Origin of the sequence: Pilosibacter sp. YYHA0881, assembly GCF_051602715.1 — a bacterium.
Taxonomy (GTDB): domain Bacteria; phylum Bacillota; class Clostridia; order Lachnospirales; family Lachnospiraceae; genus Alitiscatomonas; species Alitiscatomonas aceti.
Map to the genome: position 1 here is coordinate 2536531 of NZ_CP175657.1, position 18403 is coordinate 2554933.

Below are 18403 nucleotides of genomic sequence, written 5' to 3' on the forward strand. Positions count from 1 at the left end.
AGTTTTTTAATGAAAAATCGCTGCCAGCTGTATCTGCTGGCAGCGACCGGTCTTCTCCTGCGGGTGGCTTTACAGCCACTCCTTTATCCTTTGACGTTTTTCGGTTCTTCCGGATATTCCTAGTTTCCACTTTGTCATGGTCAGGACTTTATCCCCGCCGGATGGTACGTCCCCACGATCCGCATCACATCCTCCCGGATCCCGTCCCCGTCCTCATTGGCAGTCACATAAAGTTCCTCCAGCTGCCCCTCAAACCGCTCCATATCGAACTCGATGGGTTTCCCGATATGAATTAACTTATTGGGCGTATCCTGCATCCCTTCCTCGTTCATGAGAAGCTCCTCATATAACTTCTCCCCGGGCCGCAGGCCCGTGAACACGATGGGGATATCCACATCCGGTGTGTACCCGGACAGCCGGATCAGGTTTTTCGCCAGGTCCAGGATCTTCATGGGCTCCCCCATGTCCAGGACGAAGATCTCCCCGCCCTTTGCATAGGCCCCGGCCTGTAATACCAGAGACACTGCCTCCGGGATCGTCATGAAATACCGGATGATATCCGGGTGGGTCACCGTCACCGGACCGCCCTGTTCGATCTGCTTTTTAAAGAGCGGGATCACGGACCCGTTGCTTCCCAGTACATTTCCGAACCGCACGGCCACAAAGTCCGTCTTCGACCTGGCGTTCATCATCTGCACCACCATCTCGCACATCCGCTTGGACGCCCCCATGATGTTGGTGGGGTTCACGGCCTTGTCCGTGGAGATCAGCACGAAACGACTGGTTCCATATTTATCCGCCGCCTTTGCCGTCTTATATGTACCGAACACGTTGTTCTTGATGGCCTCGTTGGGGCTGTCCTCCATGAGGGGCACATGCTTGTGGGCCGCCGCATGGTACACGATGTCGGGACGGTATTTCTCAAACACCGTCTCGATCCGGTGGGTATTCCGGACGGAGCCGATGAGCACCACCAGGTCCAGGTCCGGATACTTCTCCTTCAGCTCCAGCTGGATGTCGTAGGCGTTGTTTTCGTAGATATCGAAGATGATCAGCTGCTTCGGGTTATGGCTCGCCACCTGGCGGCACAGCTCGCTTCCGATGGAGCCGCCGCCCCCGGTCACTAAGACCACCTTTCCGCTGACGTAGCCCATGATCTCGTCTAAGTTCACCCGGATGGGATCCCGGCCTAAAAGGTCCTCGATCTCCACGTTCCGGAGCTTGGCGATGCTCACCTCGCCGTTGATCAGCTGGTAGATGCCCGGCAGGATCTTCACCTGGCAGCCCGTCTCCCGGCAGATCTCGATGATGGCCTTCCGCTCCTTGGCGGAGGCGGAGGGGATGGCGATGTAGATCTCATCGATCTTATATTCTTCCGCAAGCCGCGGGATGTCGTTCCGGTTCCCGGCCACGGGAACGCCGTTTAAGAACTTCCCGGCCTTGTTCTTATCATCATCCACAAAGCAGACCACGCAGCCGTTGACCAGGGAACTGGTGGTCATCTCCTTCAAGATCACAGAGCCGGAGGTCCCGGCGCCCACGATCATGATCCGCTTTGCCGCCTTTTTACTGTGGTTCCCGAATAAGGAGATCACCACCCGGTAAGACAGGCGGATCCCCAGCTCCTCGGCACAGATGGCCGCGAAGGACACTAAAAAGAAGCTCCTGGGCACGGAAAGCCGTAAGAGCACCATCCCGGCGATCTGCACCAGGGAGGCCAGGCCGCAGGCCGCCACCACATGGAGGGCCTCCCGGACCCCGGCCACGCTCCACATGGTGGAGTACATCCGGGCCAGGAAGAAGATCACTAGGGAAGCCAGGATATAATAGGGAAGGAACTCCAGGGCCGCCCGGGCGTATTCCGGCGGGATCTTAGAAATATTTAAGTCAAACCGGACAAAAAGGCCTAAAAAAGAGGCCAGGCAGAGCGCAAAAACGTCTGCGGCCATTAAAATGCCCATGCGGACGCGCTTGTCCCTGGGCAGGTATTTTTCCAGAAATTCGTACATCAGATCTTCCTCGGATTCGTTGTTTTCATGGGCCGGAGCCAGGGGGCTGTCCCTCCGGAACTGATCTCCAGAGCCCGTCTTACTTCCCATAATCGTCCTTGTCGGAAGTACCGCTTTTTTATGAATACCGTATACATTGTGCGTATATTATGAAGAAACGGGATAATATCTCCAATTTCCCAGGGCATCGGAATCCCGTTGTTTTTCGGCTTGATCTGCCTGGAATTCCCCATAAAATTCCATAGGAAATCCCCCCATATCCTTGACAGACAAAGGGAAAAAAGTTATGATAAATACACTGGCGGTTTTTAGGGAAATCTCTGGGAGTAAGAGCGTAGGAGAAAGGAAAATGGACAATAATTCTACATACGAGCAGTATGAACAGGAAATCGATCTGAAGGATCTGATGTTTGCGGTGCTCCATAAATGGAGGCCGGTGATCCTTGTGGCAGTGGTCCTGGCGTTGGTCCTTGGCGGGGCCAAGGGTGCGATGACATACAGGCAGCAGAATGATCCTGAGGTCAGCAAGGAGACCAGGGAAAAATACCAGGAGGAGCTGGATCTCTACGAGAAGAATAAGGAGACGGCGGAGCGCGAGATCGAGAATCTGAAGACAGACATCGCGAACCAGCAGGAATACCTGGATAAATCCATCTGGATCAATATGAGCCCCTATGATGTATGTGAATCCAGGATCGATATGTATGTGACCACCGGATATGAGATCATGCCGGGAATGGTCTACCAGAACCAGGATTATACGGATACGATCCTCCAGGCGTACCAGGGTCTTCTGACCAGCAGCGCCGTGATGGAGGATGTGGCAAAGAGTGTGGGGACGGAGCCCAGATACTTAAAGGAACTGGTCAATGTGACCATCGGGACCAACGGCGGTCAGTTAAACCACCTTCTGACCATCAATGTCAAGCATAAGACCAAGAGCGATGCCAAGAAGGTCATGGACGAGATGCTGGATCACATGAACGAGCTCCATGGACAGGTAGTCGCCAGCATCGGCGAGCATACGGTGAACACGGTCAACAGCAGCGTCAGCGCCATGGTGGATCTTACTCTGGCGGATACCCAGCGGGCGGAGACCGAGCGGCTGACCAGCCTGAACAACAGCCTGGAGGAGAAGCAGAAGACTCTGGACGAGCTGGAGGAGCCCAAGGAAGCAGCCAGCTCCGCAATGGCAGCTTTAAAGAGTGGGATCAAGTATGCGGTCCTGGGCGGTGTTCTGGGCGGCTTTATGGTGGTGTTCTTTATCTGCGTGGCCTTCCTTATGAGCGATAAGCTTTATTCTGCCAAGGAGTTAAAGAACCGTTACCGCATTAAGATCCTGGGCACCATGCCCATCCGCCGGAAAAAGCCCATAGGTAAGATCGACGCATGGTTAAACCGGATGGAAGGCCGTGCGGTGGAAGGAAATGCGGATACAGGATACGGGCTGATCACCGCAAATATCCGGAACTATGCGGAAAACATGAAGACCATCCTGGTGACAGGAACCGCCGATGAGGCAGTCCTGTCCGAGGTGACAGACAGACTGGCGGCAGGACTTGCCGGGATCCATGTGATGGCCGGAGGAAATATGCTCCAGGATGCGGAAACCTTAAAGAAGCTGCCGGAGTGTGACGGAGTGGTTCTGGTGGAGCAGTGCATGGATGCGAAATACAGCACTGTTGCTATGGAGATCGAAAGAGTGACCGATCTGCAGAAGAGCGTGATCGGATGCGTTGTGTTTGAATAAGTGATTGGAAGGAAGCCGGTTGTGCAGCTCTGTTATGAGGCGCGCAAACGGCTTCTTTTCGTTTTATGGGACGGGATCGTTTTTAAAGACATTCTGTATCAAATGGGGAGGATCAGAGATACTTTTATATATGGGGCCGCGGTCCATGAGCTGCCCGGAGGAGGAAATACCGGGGCGTGGGTCTGGCGTTCTGTCCATCATCCAGACGACTATATTATCAAAATATAGATAATATACAAATTCGGGTAATCCTGGTTTAATAGAAACAAAGGAGGGGATGAACATGGTAAGTTACGAACGTTTATGGAAAACAATGGAGAAGAAAGGGATCAGCCAGTACCGGCTGATCAACCATTATAAGATCAGCGCCGGTCAGATCGGCCGGATGAAAAAGAATATGCATGTTTCCACCCATACCCTGGAGGTATTCTGCAATATTTTACAGTGTCCTGTGGAGGATATTGTAGAGGTGATCCTGGATCCCCAGGAACCAGACGGAAAGGAACCGTCCAGTGCCGGAGGCAGGGCGGCTGGAAGGACCGCAGCCGGGGCCAGGGATGCCGAAAAAGCGGAGGGCGTCACCGGAGATAAGGCGCCTGGAAAGCCAGGATCCAGATCCGGAGTCCAGGGAACCGGAAAGGCCGCAGCAGCTACCAGAGATAACACGTCTGGAAAGCCGGCATCCAGATCTGGAGTCCAGGGAACCGGAAAGGCCGCGGCAGCTACCAGAGATAACGCGTCTGGGAAACTGGCATCCAGATCCGGAGTCCAGGGAACCGGGAAGACCGCAGCAGTCACCGGAGAAAAGCTGGCCGGAAAGGCAGAAGACCGTACTGGCGGAAAAACGGCTGGGAAGACTCCGGCTGGTTCCAGAGAGGGAAACAAGTAGGTAAGGAGACTGCGGGATGGTCAGATATACGCGCCTGTGGGAGACCATGGAGAAAAGGGGGATGAGCCAGTACCGCCTGATCCGGTATCATGGGATCAGCGCGGGACAGATGCGCAGGCTGAAGCTGAACATGAACGTTTCCACCCAGACCATTGAGCGGCTCTGCCGGGCGCTGGAATGCCGGGTGGAGGATGTGATGGAGGTTGTGCTGGAAGATCCCGGGACAGAGGAGTAGAAGGCTCTGGACCCATGGACCGGCCTGCGGGACTTCCTTTTTTTGTTATTCCGGTGTATGATAGTAAAAAAACATCCGGGAGGTTTTTGTATGGAGTATTATGGTACGCTGGGGCCGGCCTGCGGCAGTGTGCAGACGTTAAAGGAGATGCTGGCAGCCGGGATGACAGGCGTGAGGCTCAATCTGTCCCATGGGGATCTGGAGGAAAATGGACATTGGATCCGTATGGTGCAGGAGGCCGGAAGGGAGCTTCATTCCCAGGTACAGATCCTCATGGACCTCCGGGGCCCGGAGCTGCGTCTGGGAAGGTTTAAGGAGGAGATCCAGGCAGAAGAGGGCAGCTGGCTGGTCCTTGGAGATGGAGGCCTTCCGGTTCCGGAGGAAGCACTGGCATATGTGTGTCCGGGAGACCGGATCCTCATTGACGATGGGAAGGTGGAGCTGGAGGCAGAAGCCGGAGCCGCACCGTCCGCCAGCGGATGCCGGATCATGGCCCGGGTGGTCCGGGGCGGGCTCATAAAGTCCGGGAAGAGCCTGGCCATTGAGGGGAAAGCTGTCCCCATGCCCACGCTGACGGAAAGCGACCGGAAAAATATAAGGGAAGCCGTTTCCTATGGGATCACCGGGGTGATGCTGCCCTTTGTGCGGAATAAAGAGGATCTTCTGGTTCTGCGGGAGGCTCTTAAGGAGGCCGGGGCCGGAGAGATCCAGGTCTTTGCCAAGATCGAGAACATGCAGGGAGTGGAAGCCATAAAGGAGCTGCTTCCGTATTGCGATCATGTGGTGATCGCCAGAGGGGACCTGGGAAACGCCATGCCTTTATGGAAGCTGCCCGGGGTCCAGAAGAGGCTGGCAAGAGAATGCCGGGAAGCTGGAAAGCCGTTCATGGTGGTGACCCAGATGCTGGATTCCATGCATGAACGGGCAGTCCCAACCAGGGCCGAGGTCCTGGATATATATAATGCGGTGCTGGACGGCGCCTCGTCCCTGATGCTCACAGGGGAAACGGCGGCGGGAAGCTACCCGGCCCAGGCGGTGGAATATCTGGTGAATACGGGAGAGGAAGCGCTGAGGGATATGGAGGAGGCCTAGTTCTGGGCCTCCTCCCACATTTTTACGGGCATTCCGTTGACTTCCACGTTGTTTTCCACGGCAATGACCAGGCAGCGCCGTCCCTCAATGAAACGAGTCTCCACCAGGTCCAGCCGGTCTGGGTTGACCTTGATGTCCACGTCCGGCGTTTTCACGGCAAATTTTCCGGTCCCTGTGATAGCCGGTACCAGAATGGACGTATCCTCTCCGGCAGCTTCCTTATAAACGGTATCGAAATGCTCCAGCCGCTCCGGCTCCACGCCGCTTTTTTCCAGAAGGTCACGGACCTGGGGCTTTGTCAGGGCCAGGGGCTCCATGTCCTCCTTGTGCTCCTCCGCTAACTCGGTGAGGGTTTCATGGATCTGGCGGACAATGGTGTAGTCGCAGGAATCCCCCAGGGTATCGGAGAGGATCTCCTGGAACGCCTCCTTCTGGGACCGGAAGGAAATGGGCGACGGCGCGCCCAGGCAGGCGTCGATGAATTCGGTGTGCAGCTCCTCGGGATTTTTGGAAAAATACAGGAGGCTGTGGATGTCGGAGGAACGGTCGTTGAAGGCAGGGAACAGGAAGCCGGTCATGGGCGGCTGCACCCACCAGTCCCTGGGCCGTTCTTCGATGAGGTTGGTGGCCTCATTGTAGGAGAGCCCCGGCTCTGACAGCTTCACCGGGCAGATGCAGCAGAGGATATGGTGATAGACCTCCTCGGAGGCGTCGAACATTTCTTCATTGTCCGAGGCCTTTCCCGGAACATCGTAGGCGCTGTGGATCAGTATGATGTAATAGTTTTCGCCGTAGTCGTAGTTTTCAATGACTTTATTATAGAAGGAATCCACAGTTTCATCGTCCGCCAGCTTTTCCTCCCTAAGCTTCATGAGCAGGGCATGGGCGCTGTCTTCGCCCTCGTCGCGGATGGAATATTCCAGGTTGTGGAGATTTTTTCCGATCCCCCCGGAAAGGGTCTTTTTAAAGATCTCATAATATTTGAAGATCTCTTCCTCTGAGAGAGCAAAAAAGGCCTCTTTCAAAGTCGTTCTGATATTTTTTTCTGCGTCCACGTAGCAGCCGCAGATGCGGGTGATGGCGTTGTTGTCTTTTTTGAACTGTTTCTTTATTTCTGAAATTTCGCGTTTATTCATAATAATCTCCATTCTGCCGCCGGGCAGCGGCACGGCCAGTTATTTCTGCTCCGGTTCCCGGGTGCGGTCCGCAAGGGCCCGCAGGCCAAGGGTGTATACGTCGGCTCCCAGGCCGACGATGATGCCGGTGGCGATGGGGGAGATCACCGAGTGGTGACGGAACTCCTCCCTTTTATGTATATTGGACATGTGGAGCTCGATCAGCGGACACTCCAGCATTTCCAGGGCGTCGGAGATCCCGTAGCTGTAATGGGTCCATGCTCCTGCGTTGATCATGACGCCGTCATAATGCTCGGTATAGGCCTCGTGGATCTTGTCCACCATTTTTCCCTCGTCGTTGGTCTGGAAGCAGGTGACGGAAACGCCCAGCTCCCGGGCCAGCCTCTGTACGTTTTCGTTGATCTCATCTAAGGTGACGGTCCCATACTGTTCGGGATTTCTTTTCCCGAACATGTTGTGGTTGATGCCGTGAAGCAGCATAAATTTTTTCATGTTCAGTACCTCCTGCCGGGACCTTCTTTGCCCGGCACCGAATATTTTACATGGGTTTCCGGCAGTTTGCAAGCGGCGCGGGAATAAATTTCTCCTGCGTGTGGGATGGATTTTTCATGTACAGGGGATAAAATCGTTCTGGATGGAGGAAACTATATGAGAGGATCCGGCAAAACGGAGGCTTCTGGAGCCGGGTCTGTTCCTATAAGAAAGAGAGGGATCGAAGATGAGCAGATTTTTACAATGTCCCGACTGTCACGGCATCGCCCTGGTGATCTATGGGGAAGAGGACGCGGGCTGCGGGACCTATGACAAGCTTCACGCCAACACCACGGACGCGGCCCTGGAAAAGCACCTTCCGGTGGTGGAGGTGAAAAAGGATGTGGTCCAGGCAAAGGTGGGAGCAGACGACCATCCCATGGACGAGGACCATTATATTACCTGGGTATATCTGGAGACCACCAGGGGAGGAAGCCTCCGGGTCTTAAAGCCCGGAGACCAGCCCCAGGTGGAATTTCGTCTGAGTGACGGAGAACGGCCCCTGGCGTTATATGAGTACTGTAACCGCCATGGGCTCTGGAAGGCGGAGCTGGCCCAGGAGTAGGAAAGCAGCCGTCTGCCGTTACAGGGCGATCAGGCTTTCGTCGTCCGGCACAAAGATGTTGCCGCCATAATATTTCTTCCCTTCGCTCTTATACAGCCGTTCGCGTCCGGCGACGTTGCTGTCTTCCGTATGCCACAGCACCAGATTGGGGATCTGCATGGCCTGGGCCAGTTCGCAGGCGTCCTTGACGGTGCTGTGGTGTTTTTCATAGGGCTTCCACAGATCCCGCTCCACATAAAGGCAGAAGGCCTCATGGAGCAGCCAGTCGCAGTCCCGTACATATTTTTCGCATACAGGGTTATAGGGCTCGTCTCCCAGGAAGGTCAGCTTTTTCCCATTATTTAAGGTGAGGCTGAAGCCAAACTGCCGGGCCTTGGTGGAGTGGATATCGAAAAAGGTCACGTCATAGCTTAAGATATGCCGGTGATCCCCGTCCTTTAAGGGGTCCAGGTGGATCCGGCTGTCCAGAAAACGGAAATGCTTTTCCTGGATGGTCAGGCGGCACAGGGTGCGGATGGTATCCGCCAGGTCCTCGTGGCAGTAGATATAGGCGTCGCCCTGGTACTGGTCCTTTAACATCCCGGTGGCGATCATCCGGATCATCCATACAATGCCCAGGATGTGGTCCGTATGCTCATGGGTCACAAAGATGTGGTGGATCCGGTGGACAGGCACCTGCATATTGTCCAGGATCTTTAAGATCCCGTTTCCGCCGCCGGCATCCACCATGAAATATTCGTCGCTGTCCCTAAGGGCAAAGCATGTATTATAAAGGTTGGTCACCGCCGCATTGCCGGTTCCAAAAACGTAAAGAAGCTCCCGGTCCATGAAAAAATCCCCTTTCTGGTCTGGTCTTTTAAATATGAATATGTTACTATAAAATGGAAGGAAAAGCAATCACCGGCGGAGGAAAAGTAGGAAAACAGGGGAAGTTTCAATGGGGCTCTGCCGGAAATGTGTTGTGGGAGGAATTGAATATGAGAGATTTGGCGTACCTTAGGCTGCTAGCCAGGGAATATCCCAATGTCCAGGCAGCGTCCAGCGAGATCATCAACCTGATGGCCATCCGCGGCCTTCCCAAGGGAACGGAATATTTTTTCAGTGACCTGCATGGGGAATACGAGGCCTTTGTCCATCTCCTTCGGAGCGCGTCCGGCATCATCCGGGAAAAGATCTCCGAGACCTTTGGCTATGTGATCTCCGACGAGGATGAGATCGCCCTGGCGAACTTGATCTACTACCCGGAGCGGGGGCTGCGGGCGGCGAAGCGGGAAAACCGGTTTACAGAGGACTGGCAGAGGATCACAATTTACCGCCTGGTATGCATCTGTAAAGAGGTGTCGTCCAAATACACCAGATCTAAGGTGCGTAAGAAAATGCCGCCGGCGTTCGCTTATATCATCGACGAGCTGATCCATGTGGATTACAGCGATGAAAACAAGAAGGTATACTACGATGAGATCATCCGCTCCATCATCGACAGCGAAATGGGCGCGGAGTTCATCGAGGCGCTGTGCAACCTGATCCAGAACCTGACCATCGACAATCTCCATATCATCGGCGATATCTTTGACCGGGGACCCAGAGCAGATATCATTATGGAAGAGCTGATGAAGTTCCACGATGTGGATATCCAGTGGGGCAACCATGATATTTCCTGGATGGGGGCGGCCACGGGCAACCTGGCCTGCATCTGCAACGTCCTGCGGATCGCCATCCGCTACAACTGCTTCGACCTTCTGGAGGACGGCTACGGAATCAACCTGCGTCCGTTGTCCATGTTTGCAGCCAGAGTCTACCGGGACGATGCCTGCGAGCACTTTATGCCGAAGATCCTGGATGAAAATATTTATGACGCGGTGGATCCTGGGCTGGCGGCCAAGATGCACAAGGCCATCGCTGTGATCCAGTTTAAGGTGGAGGGCCAGATCATCAAACGCCATCCGGAGTACAACATGGAGGACCGGCTCCATCTGACCCGGATCAATTTTGAGAAGGGGACCGTTACCATCAAGGGAAAGGAATATCCGCTGACGGATAAGAAGCTTCCCACGGTGGATCCCAAGGATCCCTTAAAGCTCACAAAGGAAGAGGAGGAGCTGATCCACAATCTGTGCATGTCCTTTAAGCACAGCGTAAACCTCCAGCGCCACATCCGCTTTGTGTACTCCCATGGGGCCATGTATAAGTGCTGCAACTCCAACCTTCTGTACCACGGCTGTATCCCCATGAAGGAAAATGGTGATTTCGATGAGATCAAATTCAACGGGATCATCTATTCCGGAAAGCGGATGCTAGACTATATCGAGGATGCCGTGAAGATGGCCTACTTCCTTCCGGATGACGACACATCCAAGGAATGGTATAAGGATCTGATGTGGTATTTATGGTGCGGACCCAAGTCTCCGGTCTACGGCAAGGATAATATGGCCACCTTTGAGGGTTATTTTGTGGCGGATAAGGCCGCGGCCAAAGAAAATATGAATCCGTACTATAAACTGAGTACAAAAGAGGAATTTTGTGATAAAATACTGAGGGAATTCGGGCTTCCGGTGGAGGGCTCCCACATTATCAACGGCCACGTGCCGGTGAAGCTGAAGGATGGGGAGAGCCCCATAAAGGGCAACGGAAAGCTGTTCGTCATCGACGGCGGCCTTGCCAAGTCCTACCAGCCAAAGACAGGGATCGCCGGCTATACGCTGATCTTCAATTCCCGTCATCTGGCCCTGGCGGAGCACAAGCCCTTTGATCCGAAGCATGAGAACACCCCCAAGGTGACCATCGTTGAAAAAATGAAAAAGCGGATCATGGTGGCGGATACAGATACCGGAAGAGAGCTGGCCGCCAAGATCGAGGACCTGAAGGAGCTGATGGCGGCGTACCGCGGCGGTATCCTGAAGGAAAAATTAGGGTAAGCAGAATCAATCAAACATCAAGGAGAACTGAATGAGCAGGGAAGAATTTTTAGCAGGACTGGAGGAAGCGCTGGCTGGTGAGGTACCGGCCTCCGTGATCCGGGAAAATTTAAATTATTACAATTCTTACATTTCCCAGGAGATGGCAAAGGGCCGTACTGTGGATGAGATCGTGGATGAGATCGGGGAGCCAAGGATCGTGGCCAGGACCATCATCGATTCCAGTGAGGCGGCAGGAGAGGCCATGGGAGACGGATACGGAGCCTTTGAGGACGCCGGCAGCACATATGAAAGCCAGTCGGAGACCTCCTCGCACGTCCACTACTTTGACCTGAGCAAATGGTACTGGAAGCTGCTTTTAATGCTGGCAGTCTTTGTTGTATTCTCTGCGGTATTCAGGCTCCTGGGGGGCATCTTCGCACTGCTGGTACGGTTTGCCGGACCGGTGCTGATGCTCCTGCTGGTGTGGTGGTTTATTAAGAGCCTGAGAAGGTAGACGGGAAAATATTAAAAAATTATTAAGTCCGGCAGATTGGTTGACAAAAACATGTTTTGGAAATATAATCATTTTCGTAACAAGTTTTAACAAATTTGTAATAAACGAAAAAGAAAAAGTAATGATTGGGGATTATATGACAAACAGGATTTTGAAGACCGCCGGACTTTTTTGTTTCTGTACACTGATGGCAGCGGCAGCGCCGGAAAGGGCCATGGCCGACCAGGAGGCCCCCAGACCTCTGCTCCATGCGGTGGATGGCCCGGAGGAGCCGGAGATCATCATTGCCGGACGGAAGGATACGGAGGACCAGGCCGGAGCTTCCATGCTGATCCAGGTGGAAGACGAGAACACAGAGGTGTACTCGGAGCCGGATACAGAGTCCCAGGTGGTGGGACAGGCTGAGGCCGGGGATACATACGACGTACTGGAAATGGTAAACGGTCAGTGGGCAAAGATCTCCACCGGAGAATTCGAGGGCTATCTGAACACTGCGGCAGCAGAGGATGAGGAAGAGACCCTGGAGGACGCTCCGGAGGAAGCCCCGGTGGTTCCTGTGGAGACTGCGGAGGAGACCGCAGCCCGTGTTTCTGCAGAACGACGCCAGGCTGTTGTGGAATACGGTCTTCAGTTTGTGGGAAACCGCTATGTATACGGCGGGACCAATCCCAATAAAGGAGCAGACTGCTCCGGATTCACCTCTTATGTACTGCGCCATTCAGCCGGTGTGGAGCTTCCCCACTCCTCCAGATCCCAGGCTGTCCAGGGCCGTGAGATCAGCGCAGCAGAGATCCGTCCGGGCGATCTGGTATTCTATGCCAGCGGAAAGCGCATCAACCATGTGGCCCTGTATATCGGCAACGGCCAGGTGGTACATGCCTCCAACGAGAGGACAGGCATCTGCGTTTCCGAATGGACCTACCGGAATCCGGCGAAGATCGTCAACGTCCTCGGTGATTAATGAAAATTTCCCAGCCCTCCGGGCAGATGGATAAAGGATAAAAGGATATAGAAACAGCCCGCAGATGTGAGTGTCTGCGGGCTGTTTTGCTGTGGCGGGGCTCACGGGATCCTGGCGCTGCCGGGATGGCCATGAGAGCTCCGCACAGCCTGTTTTATGGTTGATGCTGGCGGCGGACCAGCCGGAATACGCCGGCCTGCTCCAGGGTCTTGGCTACCAGGACGAAGATCAGGGAGTCCACCGGCCACTGGATCAGGTTTTTCACGGCCCGGGCGGGAAGAAGGGCCAGATAGCCCTTTCCATTGATCATAGAAAGCCACAGGGTGCCTAAGAGGATGTTGCAGAGAACTGCGACCACCAGCTTGGCAGCCAGCATACGTTTAAGGCTCAGGGGCTTCTTATAAAGGAAGAGACCGTAAATAAAGGCAGCCAGCATGGCGTTGAAGGTGAAGCCAGGCATAAAGCCGCCGTCGGGCTTCAGCATGAATTTGATGATGTCCATGCCGCCGCCGAACAGGCTTCCCACCACAGGGCCGAACAGATAATCCACCAGCTCGTTGGGCAGGGCGCCAAAGCCGATCTTTAAATTGGGAGTTACACGGATGGTGGCGAGCTGGTTTAAGACAATGGACATGGCGCCAAACATAGCGCAGGTGGTGATGGTGCTTACGTGTTTGAATTCATGGTAGGAATCAGAAATCAAAGCAAGTAGTTTCTTCATAAAAAAATACCTCCTTTGCAGAATTCTGACCGCAGCAGGAGATATGGGATCCTTATCTTCTGGTGCAGCGGGATGCGACAGATGCACCGCGGGCATAGCCCTTCGTCCCGCCGGCAACTCCCCGTCCGGCATGGCACTTGACGCGCATTTATCTACTCTGCATAATTATTTTCCGGACGTTTGTCCTGTTGTCATCTTATCATATCTTTTCACGAAATGGAAGGGGAAACAAGGGAATATTTTGGCAATTTTCCGGTCTGTACATTAAAAAAAACTGGTTTTATAATAGGGAATTATTTAAAAAATGACGTGAGGAACGATACGGACGAGGAGGATACGTATGAGAAAAGAAAGCGGAAAGGACCTGACATCGGGATCGCCGTTTGGGCTGATCCTGGGCTTTGCCCTCCCCATGCTTCTGGGGCTCTTATTTCAGCAGTTTTACAACATGGTGGATACCATGGTGGTGGGCCAGTGCCTGGGGGTCACGTCCCTGGCGGCTGTGGGCTCCACCGGCTCCATCAATTTCATGATCAACGGCTTCTGCATCGGTGCGGCCACGGGCTTTGCCATCCCGGTGGCCCAGAAATTCGGGGCCGGAGACCACAAGGGCATGCGGAAGTTCGTGGCCAACGCCGGATATCTGGCGGCAGTGTTTGCGGTGGTGATGACGGCGGCTGTGGGCATCCTCTGCATGGATATCCTCCGCTGGATGAACACGCCGGAGGACATTATCCAGGGGGCTTATGATTACATATTTGTGATTTTCATGGGAATTCCCGTTACCTATATGTATAATCTCCTGGCCGGGATCATCCGGAGCCTGGGCGACAGTAAGACACCGGTGTATTTCCTTCTTCTGTCCTCGGTGTTAAACATCGGCCTGGACTTTTTCACGATCCTGGTGCTCCATATGAGCGTAGGCGGTCCGGCCCTGGCCACGGTGGTCTCCCAGGGGATCTCTGCCGTTCTGTGCCTGGCATACATGATCCATAAATTCCCGGTCCTCAGGATGGAGGGAGACGAAAAAAAGCCCGACAGGGACATGATCCGGGTGCTCTGTGCCATGGGCATCCCCATGGGGCTCCAGTATTCCATCACGGCCATCGGCAGCGTGATCTTACAGGCTGCCGTCAATTCCCTGGGCTCCATGGCTGTGGCTGCCGTATCCACCGGCAGCAAGATCAGCATGTTTTTCTGTACGCCCTTTGATGCCCTGGGCGGCACCATGGCCACCTGGGCCGGCCAGAACGTGGGGGCGAAAAAGCTGGACCGGGTGCGGGAAGGTGTGCAAAAGGCCAGTCTTATGGGCTTTGCCTATTCGGCAGCGGCCTTTGCGGCGCTGTTCTTTTGCGGCCGGTATCTGGCCTTGCTTTTCGTGGATTCGTCGGAAACGGAGCTGATCCGGCAGATCTCCACCTTCCTGATCTGCAACAGTATGTTTTATATTCCTCTGACTCTGGTGAATGTGGTGCGGTTCGCCATCCAGGGCATGGGATTCAGTACCTTTGCCATTCTGGCTGGGGTCTGTGAGATGGTTGCCAGGGCCTTTGTGGGCTTCTGCCTGGTGCCGGTGTTCGGCTTCCTTCCGGCCTGCTTTGCCAGTCCCCTGGCCTGGATCTGCGCGGATCTGTTTCTTGTGCCGGCTTTTGGCCAGTGCTTAAAAAAATTAAAACGAACCTTCGGCGAATAGTTTTCTGCGGATGAGCCCATACTATGGGTGTAGTCAACTGAATCCCATTAGGAGGTATTTCAAATGTCAAGAAACAGCTATGATATGGACGACAGCACAAGAAATGAAAACGCAGGAAACAACAGCCAGAACAGAAGCCAGAATAACAGCCAGAACAATGGCCAGAACAGAAGCCAGAATAACAGTCAGAACAAAAGCCAGAACAGCAGCAGAAATTCCGGCAGAAACAGCAGCCAGGACTGCAAAAATTACGACTGATGGCATGACGGCTTGAAAAGTCATGAAAAAAGCGGCGGCGGGAGCGATCCTTCCGCCGTTTTTTCTGTCCGGATCCCATAGGGGCTTTTATGGGGATGGAACATGTCCGGCGGGACGGGCGTATACTGATCATAAGAAGGTACAGGCCGGAGGCGCGTATGTTTCAGAATATTTCCGCAGACAGGCTGGAAACGCTGCTGGACCAGGGCAGGGCTTTTACCCTGGCGGATGTGCGGGAGCCGGAGGAATACAGGGAGGGACATCTGGCGGGAGCTGTGAACCTGCCGGTGCAGCAGATTTTAAAAATAACAGAACAATCTGGTTTTTTTGAAGATCCAGAAAAATTTCTGGGTATTTCCAGGAAGCGGCCGGTGATCGTTTACTGTTCCCACGGCGGCCGGGGGATGCAGGCGGCCAGGCTCCTTTCGGGGGCCGGGTACCAGGCGGTCAATGTTTACGGAGGGCTTTCCTGCTACCGGGGCCGCCATCTGACAGACGGTCCCGGGGGGACGCGGTGACCCCGCCGGTCCCAAAGACGTGATGCCGTGGCCGGGCCGGCCCCCGCCGCAGGGCAGAAAGCATTTGACAGAGGCCAGGAAAGCCCTTAAAATGGAGAAAAGTATAAACCAACAGATTTGAGCAGTTAGGAAGGTACCGAATGGAAAGATTTGAATTGATCGCCCCCTGCCATTTCGGGCTGGAGGCAGTTATGAAGCGGGAGATCCTGGACCTGGGCTATGAGGTGAGCCAGGTGGAGGACGGCCGTGTCACATTTATCGGAGACGCAGAGGCCGTCTGCCGCGCCAATATATTTTTACGGACCACGGAGCGGATCCTTTTAAAGGTAGGGAGCTTTAAGGCGGAGACCTTTGAGGAGCTGTTCCAGGGCACCCGGGTCATCCCCTGGGAGCAGTATATCCCCCGGGACGGAAAATTCTGGGTGGCCAAGGCGTCCTCCATTAAGAGCAGGCTGTTCAGCCCGTCAGATATCCAGTCCATCATGAAAAAGGCCATGGTGGAGCGGATGAAGGGGGCCTACGGCATCACCTGGTTCCCTGAGGACGGGGCCAGCTATCCTCTGCGGGTGTTCCTTTATAAGGATGTGGTGACTGTGGCCATGGATACCTCCGGCGATTCCCTGCACAAGCGGGGGTACCGGACTTTGACCAGTAAAGCCCCCATTACGGAGACGCTGGCGGCGGCCCTGCTCATGCTGACCCCGTGGAAGCCGGACCGGATCCTGGTGGATCCCTTCTGCGGCAGCGGCACCTTTCCCATTGAGGCGGCCATGATGGCGGCCAATATGGCGCCTGGCATGAACCGGGAATTCCTGGCAGAGGAGTGGAAGAACCTGATCCCAAAGAAGTGCTGGTATGAGGCCATGGACGAGGCCAATGATCTGGTGAAGGACGATATTTCTGTGGATATCCAGGGCTATGACATCGACGGGGAGATCGTCCGGGCGGCCAGGGCCAATGCGGCGGCAGCCGGAGTGGACCATCTGATCCATTTCCAGCAGAGGCCGGTGAGCCAGCTGAGCCATCCGAAGAAATACGGCTTCCTTATTACAAACCCGCCCTACGGGGAACGGATCGAGGATAAGAAGAACCTGCCGGAGCTTTATAAGACCATCGGCGAGCGGTTTGTGGCCCTGGATTCCTGGTCCGCCTATATCATCACAGCCTATGAGGATACGGAGCGGTATTTCGGCCGGAAGGCGGATAAGAACCGAAAGATCTATAATGGTATGATGAAAACGTATTTTTACCAGTTCATGGGTCCCAAGCCCCCGTCCAGAAATCCGGGAAGGCAGAACGGGTAAAGATCAGAGGCTCCGGTTTGTGAGGAAAGAGGTGGGAAGAATGAGACGCGGGAAGGCGGTTCTGGCCCTGGGGGTCCTGGCCGGGGCAGCGGCCCTTGGACTGGGCGGATCCATGGCCGCAAAACGGCAGCCGCTCCCCCTTCCGGCCCGGTACGACCTGCGGGAGGACGGCGCCGGGCCATGGATCCGGGATCAGGGGGACCAGAACACCTGCTGGGCGTTTGCGTCGGTAACGGCCCTGGAGACTTCCATGAAGGAGGAAGAACGGATCCCGTTATCAGCGGACCACATGATCCATAAAAACAGCGCCGGGCTTGCGGCGGCTGCTGGCGGAGATTATTCCCTTTCCTGGGCTTACCTTTTAAGCTGGCAGGGGCCGGCAGCGGAGGCCGATGATCCTTACGGGGACCATGTTTCCCCGGAGGGGCTTTCTCCAGTGTGCCATGTCCAGACGGTGAAGCTTCTGGGAGAAAAGGACTATGACGCCATCAAGCGTGCCGTTTATGAGACGGGAGGCGTTCAGAGCTCCCTGTATCTGCCGGAGCAGGGCGGAAGAGACCGGAGCGCATATTTTTATGACGGAGCCCACGAGGCCAATCACGATGTGGTGATCGTTGGATGGGATGATTCCTTTCCCAGGGAGGCTTTTTCCCCGCAGCCGGAAGGAGACGGGGCCTTTCTCTGCGCCAATAGCTGGGGAGAGGGCTTTGGGGAGCAGGGATTTTTTTATGTTTCCTATGAAGATACCCAGATCGGCCGCCACAACATTTCTTATGCCGGTGTGGAGAGTGCGGAGAATTACAGCCATATCTTCCAGACGGATCTGTGCGGCTGGACCGGCCAGCTGGGCTATGGGAAGGAAGAGGCGTGGTGCGCCAACGTGTATGAGGCAGAAGAAAAAGGGACCGTGGAGGCCGCCGGATTTTATGCCATGGTCCCGGATACGGAGTATGCGCTGTATGGCGCGGCAGTTCCCGGGGACATGGAGCCGGGAGAGGCCCTTTCCGGACTGGGCGGGGAGCTTATGCCCCTGCTGGCGTCCGGACGGCTTGGGGAGGCCGGGTTTTATACGATCCCCTTTGAAGCGCCGGTGGAGGTAAAGGCAGGAAGCCGGTTTGCCGTGGCGCTGTGGATCCGGTCACCGGGAACGGAGCAGCCGGTGGCCATTGAATATAACGGCGGAGGCCGGTGGGGAAATGTTGACATTACCGACGGGGAAGGGTATATTAGTCTTGATGGGACACAATGGATGCGGGCAGAGGAAAGGGAGGCCTGCAACGTGTGTCTGAAGGCGTATGGGAACGGAGCATGACCGGAGCCATGGAACAAA

The 18403-nt window shown here is 54.9% G+C and carries 18 protein-coding genes and 1 riboswitch; of the genes, 13 read left to right on the top strand and 5 right to left on the bottom strand.

Annotated features, from left to right (window positions below; all coding sequences use genetic code 11):
* Window positions 1-140: 140 nt before the first annotated feature.
* Entirely contained in the window at window positions 141-2009 is a 1869-nt protein-coding gene (locus ACI6NM_RS11825; RefSeq protein ID WP_438501103.1) for a polysaccharide biosynthesis protein, read from the bottom strand.
* Between the two features lie 349 nt (window positions 2010-2358).
* Here ACI6NM_RS11825 and ACI6NM_RS11830 point away from each other — a divergent pair, with 349 nt between their 5' ends.
* From ACI6NM_RS11830 to pyk, 4 genes are all read left to right on the top strand, one after another.
* A complete protein-coding gene (locus ACI6NM_RS11830; protein WP_262427288.1) occupies window positions 2359-3759 on the top strand; it encodes a YveK family protein in 1401 nt (466 codons plus the stop codon).
* Window positions 3760-4042: 283 nt separating this feature from the next.
* Entirely contained in the window at window positions 4043-4648 is a 606-nt protein-coding gene (locus ACI6NM_RS11835) for a helix-turn-helix domain-containing protein (RefSeq protein ID WP_262427289.1), read from the top strand.
* Window positions 4649-4664: 16 nt separating this feature from the next.
* Entirely contained in the window at window positions 4665-4883 is a 219-nt protein-coding gene (locus ACI6NM_RS11840; RefSeq protein ID WP_022273503.1) for a helix-turn-helix domain-containing protein, read from the top strand.
* A 90-nt stretch (window positions 4884-4973) separates the two neighbouring features.
* Window positions 4974-5975, top strand: a complete 1002-nt coding sequence (pyk, locus tag ACI6NM_RS11845) for a pyruvate kinase (protein WP_158360077.1) — start codon at window positions 4974-4976, stop codon at window positions 5973-5975.
* Here the strand turns inward: pyk and ACI6NM_RS11850 are convergent.
* Window positions 5972-7111, bottom strand: coding sequence for a DUF4317 domain-containing protein (locus ACI6NM_RS11850; RefSeq protein ID WP_158360075.1), 1140 nt, complete (start codon window positions 7109-7111; stop codon window positions 5972-5974). The genes pyk and ACI6NM_RS11850 overlap by 4 nt on opposite strands.
* A 39-nt stretch (window positions 7112-7150) precedes the next feature.
* Window positions 7151-7603: a type II 3-dehydroquinate dehydratase gene (gene aroQ, locus ACI6NM_RS11855; RefSeq protein ID WP_158360074.1), complete on the bottom strand. Its 453-nt coding sequence runs from the start codon at window positions 7601-7603 to the stop codon at window positions 7151-7153.
* A 226-nt stretch (window positions 7604-7829) separates the two neighbouring features.
* On the opposite strand from aroQ, the gene ACI6NM_RS11860 reads away from it, so the two are divergent.
* A complete protein-coding gene (locus tag ACI6NM_RS11860) occupies window positions 7830-8207 on the top strand; it encodes a desulfoferrodoxin family protein (protein WP_158360072.1) in 378 nt (125 codons plus the stop codon).
* 18 nt (window positions 8208-8225) lie between these two features.
* On the opposite strand, the gene ACI6NM_RS11865 is transcribed toward ACI6NM_RS11860, so the two are convergent.
* Window positions 8226-9035, bottom strand: a complete 810-nt coding sequence (locus ACI6NM_RS11865; RefSeq protein ID WP_158360071.1) for an MBL fold metallo-hydrolase — start codon at window positions 9033-9035, stop codon at window positions 8226-8228.
* Window positions 9036-9184: 149 nt separating this feature from the next.
* Here ACI6NM_RS11865 and ACI6NM_RS11870 point away from each other — a divergent pair, with 149 nt between their 5' ends.
* The 3 genes from ACI6NM_RS11870 (at window position 9185) to ACI6NM_RS11880 (ending at window position 12579) form a co-directional block, all read left to right on the top strand.
* On the top strand, window positions 9185-11122 hold the full coding sequence (locus ACI6NM_RS11870; RefSeq protein WP_022273508.1) for a fructose-bisphosphatase class III: 1938 nt from the start codon (window positions 9185-9187) through the stop codon (window positions 11120-11122).
* Window positions 11123-11153: 31 nt separating this feature from the next.
* Window positions 11154-11618 (top strand): DUF1700 domain-containing protein, encoded by a 465-nt coding sequence (locus ACI6NM_RS11875; RefSeq protein ID WP_022273509.1) that lies wholly within the window; start codon window positions 11154-11156, stop codon window positions 11616-11618.
* Window positions 11619-11754: 136 nt separating this feature from the next.
* A complete protein-coding gene (locus ACI6NM_RS11880) occupies window positions 11755-12579 on the top strand; it encodes a C40 family peptidase (RefSeq protein ID WP_262427290.1) in 825 nt (274 codons plus the stop codon).
* Window positions 12580-12733: 154 nt separating this feature from the next.
* On the opposite strand, the gene ACI6NM_RS11885 is transcribed toward ACI6NM_RS11880, so the two are convergent.
* Window positions 12734-13300, bottom strand: a complete 567-nt coding sequence (locus ACI6NM_RS11885; RefSeq protein WP_158360069.1) for a folate family ECF transporter S component — start codon at window positions 13298-13300, stop codon at window positions 12734-12736.
* 63 nt (window positions 13301-13363) lie between these two features.
* Window positions 13364-13462: riboswitch (THF riboswitch) on the bottom strand.
* Window positions 13463-13640: 178 nt separating this feature from the next.
* Here ACI6NM_RS11885 and ACI6NM_RS11890 point away from each other — a divergent pair.
* From ACI6NM_RS11890 to ACI6NM_RS11910, 5 genes are all read left to right on the top strand, one after another.
* Window positions 13641-14993, top strand: coding sequence for an MATE family efflux transporter (locus ACI6NM_RS11890; protein WP_262427291.1), 1353 nt, complete (start codon window positions 13641-13643; stop codon window positions 14991-14993).
* Window positions 14994-15056: 63 nt separating this feature from the next.
* A complete protein-coding gene (locus ACI6NM_RS11895; protein WP_022273513.1) occupies window positions 15057-15251 on the top strand; it encodes a hypothetical protein in 195 nt (64 codons plus the stop codon).
* A gap of 158 nt (window positions 15252-15409) precedes the next feature.
* Window positions 15410-15769 carry a rhodanese-like domain-containing protein gene (locus ACI6NM_RS11900; protein ID WP_158360066.1) on the top strand — a complete coding sequence of 120 codons (360 nt, stop codon included), beginning with the start codon at window positions 15410-15412 and terminating at the stop codon, window positions 15767-15769.
* A 140-nt stretch (window positions 15770-15909) separates the two neighbouring features.
* Window positions 15910-17073, top strand: a complete 1164-nt coding sequence (locus tag ACI6NM_RS11905; RefSeq protein ID WP_262427292.1) for a THUMP domain-containing class I SAM-dependent RNA methyltransferase — start codon at window positions 15910-15912, stop codon at window positions 17071-17073.
* Between the two features lie 40 nt (window positions 17074-17113).
* A complete protein-coding gene (locus ACI6NM_RS11910; protein WP_262427293.1) occupies window positions 17114-18385 on the top strand; it encodes a lectin like domain-containing protein in 1272 nt (423 codons plus the stop codon).
* Window positions 18386-18403: the final 18 nt, after the last annotated feature.